11 protein-coding genes and 2 pseudogenes are annotated in these 19,671 nt (G+C 58.3%); 2 read left to right on the forward strand and 11 right to left on the reverse strand.

Going from position 1 to position 19,671, the window contains the following annotated elements:
• Positions 1–26 precede the first annotated feature (26 nt).
• The 8 genes from HCU66_RS09100 to HCU66_RS09135 form a co-directional block, all read right to left on the reverse strand.
• Positions 27–1,445 (reverse strand): aldehyde dehydrogenase family protein, encoded by a 1,419-nt coding sequence (locus HCU66_RS09100; protein ID WP_205888158.1) that lies wholly within the window; start codon positions 1,443–1,445, stop codon positions 27–29.
• Between the two features lie 12 nt (positions 1,446–1,457).
• Positions 1,458–2,498: a homoserine dehydrogenase gene (locus HCU66_RS09105; RefSeq protein WP_205888159.1), complete on the reverse strand. Its 1,041-nt coding sequence runs from the start codon at positions 2,496–2,498 to the stop codon at positions 1,458–1,460.
• Positions 2,499–2,613: 115 nt separating this feature from the next.
• Positions 2,614–3,051, reverse strand: a complete 438-nt coding sequence (locus HCU66_RS09110; RefSeq protein ID WP_018925939.1) for an Lrp/AsnC family transcriptional regulator — start codon at positions 3,049–3,051, stop codon at positions 2,614–2,616.
• On the reverse strand, positions 3,048–4,436 hold the full coding sequence (gene thrC, locus HCU66_RS09115) for a threonine synthase (protein ID WP_205888160.1): 1,389 nt from the start codon (positions 4,434–4,436) through the stop codon (positions 3,048–3,050). Before thrC ends, HCU66_RS09110 begins: the two co-directional genes overlap by 4 nt.
• 18 nt (positions 4,437–4,454) lie before the next feature.
• Positions 4,455–5,345 carry a LysR substrate-binding domain-containing protein gene (locus HCU66_RS09120; protein WP_205888161.1) on the reverse strand — a complete coding sequence of 297 codons (891 nt, stop codon included), beginning with the start codon at positions 5,343–5,345 and terminating at the stop codon, positions 4,455–4,457.
• Positions 5,346–5,396: 51 nt separating this feature from the next.
• Positions 5,397–6,833, reverse strand: coding sequence for an amino acid permease (locus HCU66_RS09125; protein WP_205888162.1), 1,437 nt, complete (start codon positions 6,831–6,833; stop codon positions 5,397–5,399).
• Positions 6,834–6,969: 136 nt separating this feature from the next.
• Positions 6,970–8,238: a cystathionine gamma-synthase family protein gene (locus HCU66_RS09130; protein WP_205888163.1), complete on the reverse strand. Its 1,269-nt coding sequence runs from the start codon at positions 8,236–8,238 to the stop codon at positions 6,970–6,972.
• A gap of 483 nt (positions 8,239–8,721) precedes the next feature.
• Positions 8,722–9,375 carry a hydrolase gene (locus HCU66_RS09135; protein WP_205888164.1) on the reverse strand — a complete coding sequence of 218 codons (654 nt, stop codon included), beginning with the start codon at positions 9,373–9,375 and terminating at the stop codon, positions 8,722–8,724.
• 399 nt (positions 9,376–9,774) lie between these two features.
• Here HCU66_RS09135 and HCU66_RS09140 point away from each other — a divergent pair.
• Positions 9,775–14,589: pseudogene (locus HCU66_RS09140) on the forward strand (putative Ig domain-containing protein); the annotation flags it as partial.
• 3 nt (positions 14,590–14,592) lie between these two features.
• Positions 14,593–14,946, forward strand: a pseudogene (locus HCU66_RS27680) (hypothetical protein); the annotation flags it as partial.
• 94 nt (positions 14,947–15,040) lie between these two features.
• Here HCU66_RS27680 and HCU66_RS09145 read toward each other — a convergent pair.
• The 3 genes from HCU66_RS09145 to HCU66_RS09155 are packed head-to-tail and all read right to left on the reverse strand — an operon-like array spanning position 15,041 to position 19,477.
• A complete protein-coding gene (locus tag HCU66_RS09145) occupies positions 15,041–16,390 on the reverse strand; it encodes a TolC family outer membrane protein (protein ID WP_205888166.1) in 1,350 nt (449 codons plus the stop codon).
• A 2-nt stretch (positions 16,391–16,392) separates the two neighbouring features.
• On the reverse strand, positions 16,393–17,763 hold the full coding sequence (locus tag HCU66_RS09150) for an HlyD family type I secretion periplasmic adaptor subunit (RefSeq protein ID WP_205888167.1): 1,371 nt from the start codon (positions 17,761–17,763) through the stop codon (positions 16,393–16,395).
• Positions 17,756–19,477 carry a type I secretion system permease/ATPase gene (locus tag HCU66_RS09155; protein ID WP_205888168.1) on the reverse strand — a complete coding sequence of 574 codons (1,722 nt, stop codon included), beginning with the start codon at positions 19,475–19,477 and terminating at the stop codon, positions 17,756–17,758. The genes HCU66_RS09150 and HCU66_RS09155 overlap by 8 nt, the downstream gene beginning before the upstream one ends.
• Positions 19,478–19,671 lie beyond the last annotated feature (194 nt).

Raw genomic sequence — 19,671 nt, forward strand, 5'->3', positions numbered from 1 at the left:
CGACGGTAATTAGCTACTTTGATGGCTCAACCCATTTCATTGATGCAGACCACTTTAGGCTGCGTCATGTCCTCATAGGCAAATCGAACACCTTCGCGCCCCAAACTTCCGTACTTGAAGCCACCGAAAGGCATGGCATCGAAACGATAATCGGAAGAATCATTGATCATCACGCCACCCGCTTCAATCTGCCGCGCCAATTTCAAGGCCTTGGAAAGATCACGTGTGAAGAGTCCCGCATGCAAGCTGTACTCCGGAGCGTTGGCCAGAGCAACAGCATCATCCAGGTGGTCAAAAGGCTCCAGGATGACAACCGGCGCGAAGACTTCCTGCTGCCAAATCCGACTGTTATGACTTACACGCTCCAGCACGGTCGGCGCATAGCTTCCCACTTCGCGATGATGTCCGCACAGAAGAACAGCCCCCTCGGCCAGCGCCTCACTCACCAATTGTTCGGTGCGACGAGCCGCCTGCTCCGTAATCATCGGGCCAACATCCGTTGCTCGCTGATCAGGATCGCCAAGTACCAATGCGCGCGCCTGGCGGACAAAACGATCACGGAAATCTTCGTAGATTGAACTATGCACGAGGATACGCTGCGTGCCGATGCAGTTCTGTCCCGCTGCCCAGAAGGCACCGGATACACAAGACTCTACGGTTGGTTCAAGATCACAGTCTTCAAGCACGAGAACCGGGGCATTCCCCCCCAGATCCATGGCCAACTTCTTCAACCCTGCACTACGAGCAATGGCCTCCCCCGTGGCAAAACCACCCGTAAAGGAAATCATCCGAACTTCGCGAACCTCCACCAATGCTTTACCCAGATCGACGCCTCCGGTCGCCGGGGTTACCACCGACGGAGGCAGGCCCGCTTCCACCAGGCACTCAACCAGCTTGAGAGCAGACAACGGTGCGAGCTCTGAGGGCTTCAGGATCACAGCATTACCACCGGCGATGGCCGGGCCAAGTTTATGGGCGACCAGGTTCAGCGGATCGTTGTAGGGAGTGATCGCGACGATAAGCCCCAACGGTTCCCGCGTGAACCAACCTTGACGCGACTCCGATCCTTCATAAGCCCCAAATGGAATCACTTCCCCGGCGTTACGACGAGCCTCTTGCGCCGATAGCTTCAGCGTGTTCACACAACGCTTCACTTCCTTCTCTGCTTGTCGCAGCGTCTTCCCCGCCTCTGCAACAATGAGTTTGGCAAACGCTTCAGCCTCAAGCTCTACACGCCGGGCCGCCTCCTCAAGAATGCGCGCACGCAGGTGACGAGGCATTGCCGCACTCTCGCGCACGCCGATTCGCGCGCGTTCCAGCAAGCCAGGAACGGCGGCTGCATCGAGGCAAGGGACGCTCCCTACCAAGCGACCATCGAATGGACTGAACACATCAATCTGTTTGGCTTCAACAAGCTGGATACTGGCCATGCTGGATACGCTCATGACTATCTCCTGTTATTTGCCGTGGGCGGTGTGGATGGCGACGATGTCCGACAGCAATGCGAAGGCCGTCTCGATACGCCCTGCCCCAGGCCCGGACACCGTGACAGCTCCCAGCAGTTCGGTCTTGAATGACACCGCATTCGTAGCGCCGCTGATTCCGGCAAGAGGATGTGAGTTCGACAGTAACCGAGCTTCCACACTCGCTCGAACCGAGCCATCTGCTTCACGATCGGCTGAGCCAATCAGTTTCCAGCTCGCGCCATTGGCACTTGCATGGGCAATATCTTGCGCGCTGATATTGCTGATACCCGAGCACGCTACATCGCTGACATTCAGTCGTGCATTGAGCAGTTCGTTGGCCAGGATCACCACCTTGAGGCGTACATCAAACCCGTCCACATCGGCGGTTGGGTCGGCCTCGGCGTAGCCGAGCTGTTGCGCCTGGACGACGGCATCGTTGAACGCCAGGCCGTCTTTCATCCGGGTGAGCACGTAGTTGGAAGTGCCGTTCAGGATGCCTTCGAAGCCGTGCACGTTGGCACCCGCCAAGGCCTGCTTGGCCAGACGAATCACGGGGGTGCCACTCATCACCGCCCCCTCGTATTCGAAAGCGAGCTGGTTGCGACGGGCCAGCGCCTTGAGCTCGGCACCGTGCAGCGCAATAGGTCCCTTATTGGTGGTCACTACATGAATGCCGCTTTCCAAGGCCCAGCGGCAGAAGGTAGTTGCAGGCTCGCCATCCACCGGATTGGTGAAAGTGGCCTCAGCGATGATGTCTGCACCGGAATGCTTGATCACGGTTTCGTTGAAGGCATCGGCATTGCCGCCGGGCAGTTGAGCGAATGCGCCCTTCTCAACCGGCAGCGCCACCAACTGCTTTGCATCCAGACCGTCTGTGGCAACGATTGAGCCGAGGAACAGATCGGTGACCCCGACAATTTTAATGGTGAAGCCCAGGGCCTCTTTCCACTCGGCATTACGATCGGCGACCAATTGGGCGAAGCCACGGTTCACGCCACCAAACCCTACCAAGGCAATTTTGTACTCAGTCATAACCGCTGTTCCTATATTGATGTTGTTCGATAGGAACATCCTAAGAGGCGGGCTTTGGCAGTTGAATATGGCAGAGTGCTGTATTAGTTGAGCGTTTTGCCCAAGCGCGATGTTGTCAAAACACCGCAGAAAGGACGAACGATGTCACGGTGTTTTCCACCCCGGGCATGGCCGCGATTTCCTTCCACACGAGATGGACACGTTCAGGTGTGGCAGCATTCACACGCAGCATTAAATCGAACTCACCACTGAGTACTTCACATTGCACGACTTCGGGAATGGAGCGCAGCGCAGTCAGGACTTCTTCGCCACGCATGCGGTCGTAGCGGTAGACAAAGATCACCGCGCTGATAAGCGACGTAGGCCGCCGCGACTCACCGAGCAGTACCGTATAGCCCTGGATCGCACCGTCACGCTCAAGACGCTCGATGCGCTGGCGCACCGCATTGCGCGACAAGTTGATCTTGGCACCCAGTTCGATATGGGCAATTCGCGCGTTGGCGGTAAGTTCGGCCAGTATGCGTTCGTCCAACGGATCTAGAATGCGCTTCATGCAAGCCTCGACTGCACCAGACGAAGAGCTTGGCACAGACCGTCCAGATCGCCCTTGGCCAGGTACGGTGGTCGCGCGCGCACCTCAATGGTACCCGGAACGCTTGTTTGCCAGACGCCCAGTTCGGCCAACAGCGCCGCTGACTTGTTCGGCGCAACTTGCCCGAAGGTAACCATCGGCGCGCCCAGGCTGCGTCGATGAAGCCTGCCGGCCAGGACACCGACAGCAGTGTGAGGATCGATGGCCGAGCCGGTCTCTTGGAACAGCTCGACTACTTCATCACGCACCTGGGATTCGTGTACGGCATAGGAGTCGAAGAGTACTCGAGCGCGCAGCCATTGCTGGTTGCCGATACTCATTTCTCCGCAACTTTCAAAATGCTCCATCAGTGTTTTTGTTGAGCAGCCATCGTGCTCGTAAATCTCCCAGATAAACCGCTCCAGATTAGAAAACAACGAGAAATCCATCGCCGGCGACACGGTTCGATTAGTCATCCGGGTGGAGTAGCGATTGCAATGAAAAAACTGGTGCAGGGCGTCATTGCTGTTGGTGGAAATAATCACCTGATTGATGGGTAATCCCATTTTCTGCGCAATGTAACCGGCGTAGATTTCGGCCGAGCTGGCAGCTGGAACGCTAAAGCCAACGGGACGCGAGCCACCGCCCAGTTGCAAGGCTGCATGGAAGTAAAAAACGATCTGGGCCAGGACGCCGATCCAATTGGTTGAGTTGAAACAGACCGGCATCACTCCGTCCAACGGCCACTCACGCAAGAGACGGGAGACCAGCGTCTGGCAATCATCGAAATTACCGTCAACCGGAAACAGCTGAACCCGCTGCGGGTCGGCTGCCTGCAAGGCACTGAGTTGCTCAGGCGCAAGCCCGTCGCGCGGATACAGTATCGCCATGCGGGCGCCTGGGCAGTCAGCAAAGGCTTCAAGCGCCGCGACGCCGGTATCACCGTTAGTTGCACCGACTACCAACGCTTCTTTACCGACCTCTTCCAGAAAATGCTCAACCAGGCGCGACTGCAATTGCGCGGCGAAATCCTTGGAAGAACCGGTCGGGCCATGAAACAGCTGGAGTATCCACTCGTTATGCCCGATCTGCTCAAGCGGCGTAACAGCGCGGTGCTTGAATTGTTGATAGCTGTCACTGAGCAAGGCACGCAGGGTGCTTTCGTCTATGGAAGAGCCGACAAAAGGCGAAATCACTCGCCAAACCAACTCATCAAACGGCAGCCACGACCAGCTGGCAATCTGTTTCTCGGTGAAGACAGGCAAACTGGCTGGGACATAGAGACCACCATTTTCGGCGAGCCCCGACAGAACCACACCGCGAAAATCAGCACGCATGTCGCCGCCGCGAGTGCTTACATAATCCATGGCAACTCCAAATCAGTTTTATAAAAGGCGATGGGCTTGCGCCACCAGCCAGGTAGAAAAATGTGCGGCATCAGGCGATAGCACTTCGTTCTGTTCGTGCACCAGATAAAAGGATTCGCTTGCCTCGATTCGGTAATTGAATGGCGCAACCAATTGCCCGCTCTTAAGCAAATCCTCGACCACGGAAGACCGTGCCAGCGCAACGCCCTGCCCCAATTCGGCCAGGCGGATCGTGGAAATCAGCGTGTCAAACTGAAGGCCACGGGAGTAGTCGACGTCGTCTGCACCAACTCGTTTTAACCAGTAACCCCAACCTTCTTCGTACCCCAACACGTGAAGCAGAGAATGGTTCATCAAGTCGCGTGGCTCATGTATGGGTGAGTTGGCCATGAGCTTTGGGGAGCAAACAGGCTGAAGGATGTCCCAAGTCAACCGCTGAGCGTGCAAGCCCGACCACTCACCGCATCCCCAGCGAATCTCCAGGTCATCCTCGCCGTCCGGTTCTTTCACCCAAATATTGCTGATATATCGAATATCAATCTGGGGATACTCCCGAGAAAAATCCGCGAGCCTGGGGGCCAACCAATAGTGGAGAAAGGAAAGGCTGCCGCGCACCTTCAAATGTCTTCGATTGCGCTGGCCGAAAATCTCGTTCGTGCCGACTGCAAGGCGACTGATCGCGTCTTGTACGACAGGCAGGTACGACTGCCCTTCCTCGGTCAAGCCAAGCCCTCGAGGTAAGCGCTTGAACAGCGCCACACCGAGGTGACTTTCTAACTGACGGATCTGCTGACTCACAGCCCCTTGAGTCAAATGGAGCTCTTGCGCCGCGTGGGTAAAGTTTAAACAACGCGCCGATACTTCGAATGCCCTCAACCAGTTCAAGGGTGGTAGTGACTTTTGACTCATCGGCGCAACCTCATCAGGGCTTTATCTATGCTCGATCATTGCCTGAAAAACTCACACGGTGCCAGAGGAATGAACTGCTGCGGCTAAAGCCAACCGCTCTGCTCTCTTGTTTCGAGTGATCCAGTAAACGAAGTAACACCACGCGATAAAGGGAAGGCCGAAGTAAAGCGCCACTCGCTGCTCAGGATCAAAAGCGATACCCACACAGGCCAGCAGACAACACAACAGTGCACCAATAGGCACCCATGGATAGCCGCGTACACGGAAATGCAGGTCTTCAACTCGTCCGCCATTAGCGACATATTGACGACGGAACGCGATCTGGCTTGCAGCAATGCTCATCCACACGACCACGACCGCCAGACCGGAAATGGACACCAAGGCCAAGTAAACCGTATCAGGGGCAAACACACTGCTGAGCAGAGAAGCCACTGCACCCGCCATACTAAGAACGATGGCGTTCACCGGTGCACCCCGACTGGAGAGCCTGGCGTAGCGCTTAGGCATATGTCCTTGATCACTCAATGTCCACAGCATTCGGGACGCTGCATACAACCCCGAGTTAGCGGCGGAAATCAGTGCCGTGAGAATGACGAAGTTCATAATGTCGGCAGAGTATGGGATGCCAATCAGCTCAAACACCATCACGAACGGGCTTTCTACGAGCCCCGCTTGCTCTCGTGGCAGTAACGTCGCAAGGACGAAAATGGTCCCCACGAAGAACAGCGCCAAACGTACCACTGTCGTGCGGATGGCCTTGGGCACGCTAGTTTGTGGATCTTGCGCTTCACCTGCCGCAATCCCGATCAGCTCAGTTCCGGAAAATGCGAATGAAACAGCCAGGAGGGTCATTGCAATGGGTAAAAACCCAGTAGGAAAAAGCCCCTCACGTGTGAAGTTGGAAAGTCCCGCCCCCTGCAAACTCTGTACTTGAATAAGACCGAAAATTGCCGCTCCGCCAATCGCAATAAATGTGATAACGGTCAGCACCTTAATCAGCGAAAGCCAAAATTCAGTCTCCGCAAACCACCGAACAGAAACAACATTGCTTAAGAAAACGGCGATGGCAAACAGCGCGCTCCAAATCCAGACCGGTGTATCAGGAAACCACCGAACCATCAGTATGCCCGCGGCGGTAAACTCTGAACCGATGGCTACCGCCCAGGTGAGCCAGTAAAGCCAAGCCACCGTATAGCCTGTGCCTGGGCCCAGGTACCGCGTTGCGTAGCTGCTGAAAGATCCGGTTTCTGGCATCTGTACAGCCAGCTCACCAAGACAGACCATGACTAAATACACCATCACTGCCCCGATGATGTAAGCGATCACTGCACCGAGTGGGCCTGCCTGATTAACCGTGTAACCGGAGGTAAGGAATAACCCCGTACCGATTACACCGCCCAACGCTAACATAACGATGTGGCGTGTTTGCATTTCCTTTTTGAAACGCGAGTTTGGGTCGGACTGATGATCTTCAATATGCGTGGACATAGTTTTATTCTCATGAAATGTTCGGACAAACGCCTTGTAACTGGCTGTTGGGCAGTACAAATTTGTCGTCGCTGGATTTTATTATTTTCATTCTTCATGAAGGGCTTAAGATGAATCTCGAGCGTCCTGCCCGTATTCAGGTTTCTACCTCAATGAAACGTTGGGCACTGTCAGCGTTACGGCTTGCATCAGCGTATTTACTTCGCACTAAAGCGAAGGCTTGTTTTAGGTCAGCCAATAAATCTGCTGAATCTTCAATACCTACGGACACTCGAACCAAACCTTCGGAGATTCCAAGTGCCTGACGTTCTTCCAAGGTATTTTCCACGTGACTGGTCGTCCGAGCCGGCCCATAGATGGTCTCGACAGCGCCCAGATTACCCGCCCGATGCGCATATCTGAGCAGCGGTAGCAAACGAGTCACTGTGTCCATGCCTCCTTTCAGCACGAAGCTGACGATGGCTCCGAATCCGTTCATTTGCGAACGAGCGATGTCATGACCTGGATGTTGAGGCAGCCCCGGATAGTTCACCGACTCAACCAGCGGTTCGGTACAGAGGTACTCGGCCAAAAGCTTCGCGCTCGCCTGTTGCTGGCGAAGACGCAGAGCCAGAGTCTTGATGCCTCGGATGATTAGATACGCCGAAAAAGGATCCAGCGAGGCGCCATTGATTTCGCGGTAATGGCGGACTTTAGACATCAGATGCTCGGCGCCGCACACCACGCCGCCGAGTACATCCCCATGACCGGACAGGAATTTGGTCGCGCTGTGCACAACCACGTCAACGCCTAAAGCGAGCGGATTCTGATTCAGAGGCGTCGCGAATGTATTGTCCGCAACAACCAAAGCGCCCACTCGCTTCGCCGCGGCAACAAGGCGCCGAATATCAACGATTTTCAGCGTCGGGTTCGTAGGTGTTTCCAGATACAGGACACTGCAGCCTTTAGCGATCTCCTGCTCAAGTGCCACGGTGTCGAGCGTATCGCAAAGGGTTACCTCCACACCCATGCGTGGAAGAAACTCCTCAAAAATTTTGTTCGTACCACCGTAGCTGTCACGCGTAGATATCACACGCTGCCCATAGGATAGGAAGGTGTGCAGTACACCGCTGATTGCGGCCATTCCAGTACTGAAAGCTACGGCCGACTCTGCGTTTTCGAGCTCACAGAGTTTATCTTCTAAGACGGAGACAGTGGGATTGCTCATCCGGCTGTAAATGAAGCCGGGCTCCTTTCCCAATGCCACGTCATACCACTTATCGATATCGTCATAGCCATAGGCAGCACTGACCACGATGGGTGTCTGGGTCGCATTGTAGGGATGTTGAATTTGCTCTCCTCCCCATACGACCCGAGTCCCCATCCCGACCTCTGAAGCTTGGACGGCGCTTTTCTTGTTTTCCATAAAATTGTCTCGCATCAAGGGAAACACAACCGTGTTCCAAGTGGGCTTGGGAGGACTATATGGAAGGCTCATGCTTGTGAAAAATCATGATATCTGGGAGTAAGGGGGGTTTTTTTTAATGGCTGGATGCGGCTTAAATAGTGTCAAAGCATTACTAGCTGAGAAGTCCTCACCAGCATTCAGCTGCGCAAACCTCTCAGTGGTGTTGGCGAGACCTGAAACAGAGAAGCAAAAAATTATGGCTCAGCGATAATTATCACTGAGCCATAATTTCGGATAATTCAGCCAGGTTAATCCGGAAAGCCAACAGACGACTCGAATTATCGACAGTACATCCACCGCTTCCACGGCAGCCTTTTCCCCATCGTGGTGCTGTCGAACAACAACGGAGGTCATCAGCCACCCGGCACCGACTTTATGCTAGCCCTTTCAGTCGGGAGGTATTGCGCCTCATCCCCTGTCAGGGAAGAGGCGCAATACAGATCAGTGACCTTCCGATGCGTTAAACATGGTTTTGGCATAAATCAAACCAAGACCATAAGCGCCACCGTGAGCGATGGAGGTTTTCACCGTTTCGTTATAGGTGTCACTGCGAGCCCAGTCACGCTGCAGTTCAAGCAGGTATTGAAGCGAGGTCATCGGACGCGCACCCGCTTGAATCATACGTTCGATAGCGCGCTCATGAGCCTCATCTGAAACGTCGCCACACGCATCGCAAATGATGTAGACCTCGAAGCCTTGTTCAAGCGCCGAGATCGCCGGTCCAACGATGCAGACCGAGGTCCAGAGACCGGCAAGAACGATTCTGTTGCGTCCGATCTTGTTCACGGCGACGGCGATACGCTCATCCTCCCAGGTGTTCATGCTGGTCCGATCAATCAGCTCCTGGCCGGCGAAGACCGAGGTAATTTCTTCAAACATGGGGCCCGAAAAGCTTTTTTCGGCGACGGTGGTAAGAATGGCAGGAACGCCAAATTCCTTCGCTGCTTTCGAGATCAGTGCAGCGTTATTACGGAGTGATACAGCGTCGATGGATTTAGTCGCAAATGACATCTGTGACTGGAAGTCGATCAGGATCAGAGCGTGGTTGCTCGGATCAATCAGGCCTTTGCCTGGTACTGCTTTTGCGGTTGCCATAACACTTCTCCAGATATGTTTTGAGAGACGCTATTTTCGGTCTCGTTGGAGCAGAGCGATTGTATGGATGTGCGAATCTGGAGAATGCAAATTTCTTTCGCCATCCTTTGGATGACTTAACTGCATACCAGCATCAGGCTCCCGCTTCGACTGCGGGGCGCCGCTGTAATTAAAGCCCCTCCCCGGTCCTATCCCAGGGTGTTGCTCACTACCTGATCAAGCGCCAAAAAACTGTTACTTTTCTGAAACACCTCCCAACCGCTGATCAGTCAGTCCGGCTTTTTGACACATTCCCCGATATGCGGTCACAACTTTCTCGCTCCGTTGGGTCTTAACACGGTGGCTGCCGATGGAATATTGGCATCTGTCGAGGTTTTAGCCTGATACGGAGATAAACTCATGATTTTCAACGTACAAGATTTTGGCGCCAAAGGAGATGGCATCACTGACGACACAGCGGCGATACAAAGTGCAATTGATGCGGCCGCCGCCGCAGGCGGGGGGCAGGTATACATGCCCACCGGAACTTATATCGTTTCGGGAGGTGAGGAACCCTCCGACGGCTGCCTGATGCTCAAGAGCAACGTCTATCTGTACGGCGACGGCATGGGCGCAACCACCGTCAAGGTGGCTGACGGCTCCGACACCAAGATCACGGGAGTCATCCGCTCCGCCTATGGCGAGGAAACCCACGATTTCGGCGTCAGCAACCTCACCATCGACGGCAACCGTGACAACACCACGGGCAAGGTCGACGGTTGGTTCAACGGCTACATTCCCGGCGAAGAAGGCTACGATTCCAACGTCACCCTCGACAGCGTCGAGATCAAGGATTGCTCCGGGTACGGTTTCGACCCCCACGAGCAGACCGTCAACATGGTCATCAAGAACAGCGTGTCCCACGGCAACGGCCTGGACGGTTTCGTCGCTGACTTCCTCAGTAACAGCACCTTCGAAAACAACGTCGCCTACGACAACGACCGACACGGTTTCAACGTCGTGACCAGCACCCACGACTTCACGCTCACCAATAACATTGCCTACAACAACGGCGGCAGTGGCATCGTGGTGCAGCGTGGCAGCGAGAACATCCCCTCCCCCAGCAACATCACCATCACCGGTGGCGAGGTGTACGGCAACGGCGCCGAAGGGGTGCTGATCAAACTGTCCAGCGAGGTCACCGTCAGCGGCGTCGACATTCACGACAACGCCAGCGCCGGGATCCGCATCTACGGCAGCAACCACGTCGAGATCATGGACAACACGCTCAACAACAATTCCCTGGTCAACCCCGTACCAGAGATCATCATCCAGTCCTACGACGACACCCTGGGCGTGTCCGGCAAGTACTTTAACGGCAGCGATAACACCATCCAGGGCAACATCATCACCGGCAGCAACCTGTCGACCTACGGCGTTGCAGAGCGCAATGAAGACGGCACTGATCGCAACGCTATTATTGGCAACACCATCAGTCACACCAGCAAGGGTGCCACGCTGGTCTATGGTGACGGCAGCTACGTCAGCGCCACGATACCGATGACTACCGTGCAAGGCACGGCTGGTAACGATACCTTGCTGGGCAGCGCCGCCAGCGAGATTTTCTACGGTGGTGCCGGCAATGACACCATCAATGGTGGGGCCGGTAGCGACATTCTGGTGGGCGGTGCAGGTATCGATAAACTCACCGGCGGTACTGGCGCCGATACGTTCCGTTATGCCGCTCAGTCCGACAGTTACCGCAACGCAACCGCAAGCTTCGATGACATTATCACCGACTTCGATGTCACCCAGGACAAGATCGACCTCGTCGGCCTCGGTTTCACCGGCCTGGGCAATGGCCATGGCGGAACCCTGCAGGTCAGCTACAGCGCCAGCAGTGACCGCACCTACATCAAGGACTACGATGCCGACGCCAGCGGCAATCGCTTCGAGTTGATACTCTCAGGGAACCTCGCCAGTACCCTGACCGCGAGCCATTTCATTTTCAATCGTGTGGTCACCGGCACCAGCGGCAACGACTCGCTGCTGGGCAGTGATTCGGCCGACACCCTGCTCGGCCTGGCGGGTAATGACAGCCTCAATGGCGGCGCGGGCGACGACAAGCTCGACGGCGGTGCCGGTATGGACACCCTCACCGGTGGCGCCGGAGCGGACGTCTTTGTGTTCTCCAATCGCCTGGACAGTTACCGCAACTACAACACCGGCGGTGCCAACCTTGGCGACCTGATCACCGATTTCGATATCACCGCCGACAAGATCGACCTCTCGGCCATGGGTTTCACCGGCCTGGGGGATGGCAAGAACAATACCGTGTACCTGGCGCTCAACAGTACCGGCACCAAGACTTACATCAAGTCCCTGACCGCTGACGCCAATGGCAACCGGTTCGAGGTGGCGCTGGGCGGCAATTACCTCGACAAGCTGACCAGCGCCAACTTCGTCTTCGCCACGTCGTCATCGACCAACCAGGCGCCAGTGCTGGCCACGCCGCTGCTGGATCAGAGCGCAAGCGAGAACACCCCCTTCAGCTACGTGGTACCGGCCACCAGCTTCACCGATCCGGACAATGACAGCCTCAGCTACACCGCCAAACTGGCCAATGGCAGCGCCCTGCCCAGCTGGCTGACTTTCGATGCAGCCAGCCGTACGTTCAGTGGCACACCCAGCGACACCGCGTCGGGCACATATTCCATACAGGTCACCGCGGCCGACAGCAGCAACGCCACCGTCAGCGACAGCTTTACCCTCGCTGTGCAGGACGTACCCGCCGCCCCCACGGTGATCAATGGCACGCCGAACAACGACACGCTGACCGGCACCGCAGCCAACGAACAACTGTTCGGTGGCGCCGGTAACGACACCCTCAACGGCGGCGCGGGCAACGACATCCTGGTCGGTGGCTCCGGTGCGGACAAACTCACCGGCGGCGCGGGTGCCGATGTGTTCCGCTACACTTCAACACTCGACAGTTACCGCACCAGCTCCTCCAGCGTCAGTGACCAGATCCTCGATTTCGACGTGGCGGCCGACAAGATCGATGTCTCCGCGCTCGGTTACACCGGCCTGGGCAATGGCCTGAACGATACGCTGCAAGTGACCTACAGCGCTTCGAGCAACCGCACCTACCTCAAGGATCTCACCGCCGACGCCAACGGCAACCGCTTCGAAATGTCGCTGGCGGGCAACCTGGTGAGCAGCCTGACAGCCAGTCATTTTGTCTTCGCCGACCAGAGCCCCCCCAGCAACGTGGCGCCGGTCGTGGCCATCCCGCTTCTCGATCAGAATGCCATCGAAAGCACGCCGTTCAGCTACACCGTGACCCATGACAGCTTCACCGACGCCAACCAGGATGTATTGACCTACACCGCAACCCTGGCCGATGGCAGTGCCCTACCCGCGTGGCTGAGTTTCAATGCCACCAACCTGACCTTCAGCGGCACGCCGACCAGCACCGCGTCCGGCAACTACAACGTGCTGGTCAAGGCCACGGACCCGGCCGGTGCATCGGTCAGCGATAGCTTCGCCCTGGTCGTGGCCGATGCGCCCGCCAACACCGTTACCGGCACCAACAACGCCGAAACCCTCAACGGCACTGCGGATGCAGACCTGATCCTCGGACTCGGTGGCAACGACACGATCAAGGCCGACGCCGGCGCCGACACCCTCGACGGCGGCGCCGGACGCGATTCGCTGTACGGCGGCGACGGTGCCGATACCTTCCGCTATACCAACGTGCTCGATAGCTTCCGCGACTACGACACGGGGGGTATCACGGCCACCGACACGGTTTATGACTTCACCGTGGGTGTCGACAAGATCGATGTGTCGGACCTGGGCTTTCTCGGCCTCGGCGATGGCAGCAACGACACGCTGTACACGACCCTCAACGCGGCCGGCGACAAGACCTACATCAAGTCCGCCGAAGCGGATGCCGATGGCAATCGTTTTGAAATCGCCCTTAACGGCAACTACCTCAACACACTGACCGCCAGCGACTTTGTGTTCGGCGAACGCGCCCAGCAGGACATCCTCTACCTGCCCACCCTCGGCCAATCCAATGCGCGCCTGCTGCGCATGACCGAGGACGACGATCAGTCCGGCACCTCGATGCTGGTCAATGACCTGGACCGCTACACCCCCTATGACGTGCGCAGCCAATTCACCGATGCCGATGGCAATGGCATCGACATCGCGGTCGGCGGCAGCACCGTCAACGGCCTGTCGACCCTGAGCGCCGAGGAACTCAAGTTGTGCTGGTGGCTGACCGACACCAACGAACCCGGGCCTGCGCTACTGCGTGCCGTAGCGTTGCTACGGGACCAGCTTACCGAACTGCAATCGATCGATAACGTCACCATGGGCATCATTTGGGGCCAGGGCGAGGAAGCGGCCCAGGAAATCGGCCGCGCCACGGACAAACCAGCGGCAGCGGCGGCCTACAAGGCCGCGACCCTGAAGGTGTTTGATTACCTGCATGCCCAGTTCGGCAGCTTCAGCGTGTACATGATGGAAACCGGTCACTACCAGGAGGACGCCGCGCGTGCCCGTGGTTACTCCGAAGAGAAGATTGCCTCCATCGTCGAGGGGGTTGGTTATGTCCGCGCCGCCCAGGAAGCCATCGCCGCCGAGCGCACCGATGTCAAGCTGGCAGTGGATTACACCGACCTTCCCTTGCGCTACGAAGTCGATCCGCTGGTGTATCCCGACGACGTCTGGCACCTGCACGAGGAATCGGCGGAGATCGTCGGCCAGCGCCTGGCCGACTACATTGCCGATGACCTTGGCTTCCAGGGCAACCCCAACGACAACAACAGCGTGCAGGACATTTTCGACAATGCTCAGAATCAGGGCGGGATGATTTCCGGCACCGACCAGTCAGATACTCTGGTGGGTAGCTCGGGCAACGACACGCTGGATGGCGACCTGGGCGCCGACACCATGACCGGTGGCGATGGCAACGACACCTATGTGGTCGATGACGCGTTTGACAGTGTGGTGGAAACCAACACCTCGACCTCGCAGATTGATACGGTGCAGTCCTCAGTCAGTTGGACACTGGGCGCCAATCTCGAGAACCAGGTGCTTACCGGTGTGTCGGACATCGATGGCACCGGCAATGAGCGGCACAACATCATCACCGGCAATGGCGGCAACAACATGCTGGACGGGCACGAGGGCAATGACACAGTGTCTGGTGGTGCGGGCAATGACCGGCTGATCGGCGGTGCAGGCACCGACAACCTCACCGGTGGCACTGGCGCGGATACCTATGCGTTTGGTGTGCTGTCGGACATGGGCGTCGGGGTTTTGCGCGATGTGATCCACGATTTCCAGAGCACCGAGGGCGATCATCTGGACTTCACCGGCCTGGACGCCAACCCGCAGACCACCGCTGTCGACGCCTTCACCTTTATCGGTAGCAACGCCTTCGACCCTGCCAACGCCACCGGCCAACTGCGCTTTGCCGATGGCATTCTCTATGGCAGTGTCAACGCCGACGCCACCCCCGAGTTCGAATTTGAACTGGTGGGTGTCAAGGAGCTGCACGCCAGCGATTTCACAGCCTGAGTCACGCCCACAACCTGTGGGAGCGAGCCTGCTCGCTCCCACAGGACTTTGCATTCTGGTGGGTGCAGCGTCAATCTCACCCCTGCTTCATTTCTCAGAACAGGCTTTGCACCTGCTCCAGGACCGCGCGGTTCATCTGGCCGGTGTGGGTGTGCAGGCTCACATAACTTTGCAGCATGTCGAGCTTGGTGTTGAGCAGGTCTCGACGGGCCTGGAACACCCGCTGCTGCGCATCAAGAATGTCCACCGTGGTACGCACGCCACCCTGGAAGCCTTTTTCCGTGGAGGTCAGCGCCCGCTGATTGGACTCCACCGCCCGCTGCATCGCCTTGCTCTTGGCGAACCCGGCAACGACACCCAGATAATCGGTCTCGATATCCTCGGCCAACTGTTGACGCTGTACGTCGTAGTCGGACTGAGCGCCAGCCAATTGTGCTTCGGCCTTCGCCACCGAGGCGCGTACCGTCCCGCCTCGATACAACGGAATATCCAGCTGCACTCCCACGTAATAAGTGTCCTGACGCGGATCGAGTTCCTGATACTGGCGAGTTTCCCGGTGAGTCAACTGAGTGGTCAGCGACAAGGTCGGATAATGCCCGGCGCGCTGGCTGTCGGCCTGGGCCTCGGCGACTTTCACCGCCGCCAGCCGGGCCGCCAGATCGGGGCTGGCTTCACGGGCAATCGCCGTCCAGTACGGTAAATCGCGCTCCGGCGGAATCGGGCTACCGGTGGGCAGTTCTTCGCGCATTGGCTGAATGTCGTCGATGGGCACACTGGCGCGACCGGCCAAGGCCCGCAACGCAGCTACGCGTCGGGCCTTGGCTTCAGTCTCCTGAGCCTCCACCAGATCGAGTCGCGCCTGGGCTTCATCGATGTCGGTGATCGCGCCCTGACCGCCCTGAAAAAGCTTTTTGCTCTGTGTGACCAAGCCATTGATGGCGGCCTTTTGCTGGGCGATCAACTTGATCTCATTCTCGGCCCGGGCGACGTCGAAATACCCTTTGGCCACCCGGTCGTACAGGGTCTGGCCGGCAACATCGAACAGCTGCGTACCCAACTGCCCCCGCGCCTTGCCCTCCTGATACGCCGCCCAGCGTCCCTTGTCGTAGAGCGGTTGTTGCGCCACCAGGGTGACGTTGTTCGCCTGGTAATCGTTACTGTTGACGTAGCCACTATCGTCGCCGCCGTCGGTGCGTCCGCCGTAGCCATAACGCGACGTCAGCGACACTTGCGGGTAGAGACCACCGCGACCGATCGCCTCTTCATGTTGCGAGGCATCGAAGGCGTGGGTGGCCGACTGTACGGTCGGGTCGTTGAGGCGCGAGGCATCGTAGGCGGCGGTCAGGCTCAGCGCCTCCTCGGCAGCCCAGACGGGACTGATCGCCGCCCAACCGGTACACAGGTTCAATAACAGGCAGGCGCTATAACGGAACCGATCGATCATGCTCATTCCTCTTTGAAGGCCGCAAGCAAGCGTTCGCGTAGTGGTTTCATCAGGTAGTTCATCAAGGTGCGTTCGCCCGTTACCACCGTGACATCGGCGAGCATGCCGGGGCGTACCAGCAGGCCGGCGGCCTGCAGCGAGGCGACGGTGTCGGCGGGAATCTCGACCTTGGCGGAGAAGTACGGCTGGTGCGTCTGTTCATCGATCAACTGGTCCGCCGACACCGTAGTCACCGTGCCGGTGACGGTCGGCGTATCCACCCGTTGCAGGGCGGTGAAATGCACATGCACCGGCAGACCCGGGCGCAGTTTATTGGCCATCAGCGGCTCGAAACGCGCGGTGATCGCCATCGGCGCATCCAGCGGCACCACCTGCATCAGGGTCTGCCCTGCCTGGGTAACGCCCCCGACCGTGTGGATGCTCACGTCCATGACCTGCCCGGACACCGGCGCCCGGATAGCGCCGTTGTCGACTTCAAACTGCAAGGCACGAATCTGATCGGCATAACCGGCCGCCTCGGCAGAGACCTCGCTGAGCTGGGTTTCGGCATCGCGGCGGAATTCCTGTTGCGCCTGCAGGGCCTTGAGCCGGCTTTCGTTGATCGCCTGGCGGGTCTTGCCGACATCACCCACGCCAGAGGCGATCTGCCCAGCCAGTTGGGCCGCGTTGCGCTCGGCCTCGAAGAGTTTGTTACGCGGAACATAGCCGTCACGGGCCAAATCACGCAGGCCTTCGAGTTCTTGTCGCTGAAAGCGCATCTGCGCGTCGTAGTTGCGTTTGACGCCTTCGTAGCCAAGCAACTGCTGCTGCAATGCGGCGGCTTCGTGTTCGATGATTTGCAAGCGGCTGCCCAACTCTGCGCGGCGAGTCAGAAACAACTGGCTCTGCAAGGCCATGGCCGCCTTGACCCGCGGCTCGTCGGCACGCTCCAGCAGTTCGGCGGGCCATTGGATTTCGGCAGCCCCCAGGCGCTCGGCAATCAATCGCGCCTCGACGCTGCGATCGTTGAGCAACTTGCCCAGGGTCACGTCCAGTTGCGACTGCGCCTGCACCGTGTTGAGTTGCACCAGCACCTGCCCCTGGGTGACGCGATCGCCATCGCTGACCAGCAGCTTTTCCACCACTCCGCCGACCAACGACTGCACAGCTTTGCGCTCCCCCGCCACCACCACGGTGCCGCTGCCCACGACACCTTGGTCGAGCGGCGCCAGGCAGGCCCAGAGCAGGAAGCCGCCCAGCGTCAGGACCAGGAAACCCAAACCATAACGCGCCGCACCGCCGGCGTCGGTACTGGCGCTGGGCAGCGTTGTCGTGCTGCGCACGCTCAGGCCCTGCTCGCTGCACGTTTGCGCCTCGGGGGTCAAATCACGCATCTTCGCCATCCTCCCTGACCGCGGCCGGTCTAGGCGCCGGCATCAAGGCCTTGAGCACCCGATCCCGAGGACCGAATGCTTGTTGAGTGCCGTCCTTGAGCACCAGGATGTGATCGACCACCGCCAGCACATTAGGCCGGTGGGTAATCAGGACCACGGTGCTGCCAGCCGCCTTGAGCACACTGATGGCCTGCACCAGCGCCAGCTCTCCGGCGTCGTCGAGGTTGGAATTGGGCTCATCGAGCACGATCAGCGACGGGCGCCCGTAGAGCGCGCGGGCCAGGCCGAGGCGCTGCTTTTGTCCGCCGGACAAACCAAGCCCGCCGGGGCCGAGCGGCGTGTCGTACCCCTTGGGGAACCTCAGGATCATCTCGTGAATGCCCGCGTGACGCCCGGCGGCAATGATCTTGTCGGCGTCCTGTTCACCGAAGCGGGCAATGTTGTCGGCCACACTGCCGTCGAACAGTTCGATGTCCTGCGGCAGGTATCCGAGGTGCGGGCCCAGCGCGTCATGGGACCATTGGCTGATCTCGGCGTCGTCCAGGCGCACCGATCCGCCCATGGCCGGCCATACTCCGACCAGCGCCCTGGCCAGTGTCGATTTACCACTGGCGCTGGGGCCGACAACGGCCAGCACATCACCTTTGGCCAAGCGTAAATTGATGCCCCGCAGAATCGGTTGCGAGGCACCGGGCGGCCCCACATAGAGCTGCTCCAGGCGCACCGCGCCGGTGGGCGGCGGCAACGGCATGCGCAGAGGCTCACGCGGGTGCTGGGCAAGGAGTTGGCTCAGACGCTGGTAACTCTGGCGGGCGGAGTTGAATTGCTTCCACGAGCCAATGGCGATTTCCACCGGCGCCAAGGCACGTCCCAATAACAGCGACATGGCGATCATCATGCCCGCCGACAGTTGGCCTTCGAGCACCAGCAACGCGCCCAGGCCCAGGGCCAGCGACTGCCCGGAGATGCGCACGAAACGAGTGGTCGAAGTGATACGCGCACTGCGGTCGCTGGCATGGGCCTGAGCGGCAATGATGCGTTGCTGCAGCAGGCTCCAGCGCTGGCGCAACGGCCCGAGCATGCCCAGGGCCTGGATGACTTCGGCATTGTGTAACGTGCTGTTTACATAAGTCGATGACTGCACGCCCAGCCGATTGGCTTCATCCAGACGCGTTCGAGTCGCCCACTCACCCCACAATGCCAGACCGATCAGCACCAGGGCGAGAACCAGCGTCAGCACGCCGAACCAGGGATGAAAGATGAACGCCACCAGCAGGAAGATCGGCAGCCAGGGTGCATCGAGCAAAGCGATAAGACCCTGGCCGGTGATCAACTGCCGTAGCGTCGCCAAATCGGTGAGCACCTGCGCCGGGTTAGCGTTGTGCTCGCGTAGGCTGCGGGCGAAGGCAGCGTCGAAAATCCGCTCGCCCAGGGCATCGTCCAGCCCCGCACTCATGCGGATCATCACCTCGCCGCGTACCCACTCGATCACGGCGCTGAACATGAACAGTCCCAGGGCGATCAAGGTGAGCATGAACAAAGTGGTTTCATTGCGACTGGTAAGAACCCGGTCGTACACCTGCATCATGTAGAGCGACGGCACCAGCACCAGCAGGTTGATCGCGCCACTGAACAGCGCCAGCGACCAGAATACCCGGCGATAGCTTAATAACGCGGCATCAATGTCATGACGCGGATCGAGAAGCAAACCCATAGAATGTCGCCCGCAAAAGAAAGAGTCGGTCCAAGACGCAATCCATCGCGAACGTTTTGCCCTGAGGCATTGGAAAAACAAAAAACGTAGCCTGACGTGCCGCGATCAGAAACGATCTTCGTCGGTACAGGCGACAACTACTGACAACGCTGCCTCGGGTTAGTGCCGGTTCGACGGGCAGTGGGTGACGGGCG

The organism is Pseudomonas frederiksbergensis (genome assembly GCF_017114915.1).
GTDB lineage: Bacteria > Pseudomonadota > Gammaproteobacteria > Pseudomonadales > Pseudomonadaceae > Aquipseudomonas > Aquipseudomonas frederiksbergensis_I.

Bases quoted from the DNA above. Each gene is read 5' to 3' on its own strand.
- HCU66_RS09100 (WP_205888158.1), bottom strand. From the start codon at position 1,445: ATGAGCGTATCCAGCATGGCCAGTATCCAGCTTGTTGAAGCCAAACAG.
- HCU66_RS09105 (WP_205888159.1), bottom strand. From the start codon at position 2,498: ATGACTGAGTACAAAATTGCCTTGGTAGGGTTTGGTGGCGTGAACCGT.
- HCU66_RS09110 (WP_018925939.1), bottom strand. From the start codon at position 3,051: ATGAAGCGCATTCTAGATCCGTTGGACGAACGCATACTGGCCGAACTT.
- thrC (WP_205888160.1), bottom strand. From the start codon at position 4,436: ATGGATTATGTAAGCACTCGCGGCGGCGACATGCGTGCTGATTTTCGC.
- HCU66_RS09120 (WP_205888161.1), bottom strand. From the start codon at position 5,345: ATGAGTCAAAAGTCACTACCACCCTTGAACTGGTTGAGGGCATTCGAA.
- HCU66_RS09125 (WP_205888162.1), bottom strand. From the start codon at position 6,833: ATGTCCACGCATATTGAAGATCATCAGTCCGACCCAAACTCGCGTTTC.
- HCU66_RS09130 (WP_205888163.1), bottom strand. From the start codon at position 8,238: ATGGAAAACAAGAAAAGCGCCGTCCAAGCTTCAGAGGTCGGGATGGGG.
- HCU66_RS09135 (WP_205888164.1), bottom strand. From the start codon at position 9,375: ATGGCAACCGCAAAAGCAGTACCAGGCAAAGGCCTGATTGATCCGAGC.
- HCU66_RS09145 (WP_205888166.1), bottom strand. From the start codon at position 16,390: ATGATCGATCGGTTCCGTTATAGCGCCTGCCTGTTATTGAACCTGTGT.
- HCU66_RS09150 (WP_205888167.1), bottom strand. From the start codon at position 17,763: ATGCGTGATTTGACCCCCGAGGCGCAAACGTGCAGCGAGCAGGGCCTG.
- HCU66_RS09155 (WP_205888168.1), bottom strand. From the start codon at position 19,477: ATGGGTTTGCTTCTCGATCCGCGTCATGACATTGATGCCGCGTTATTA.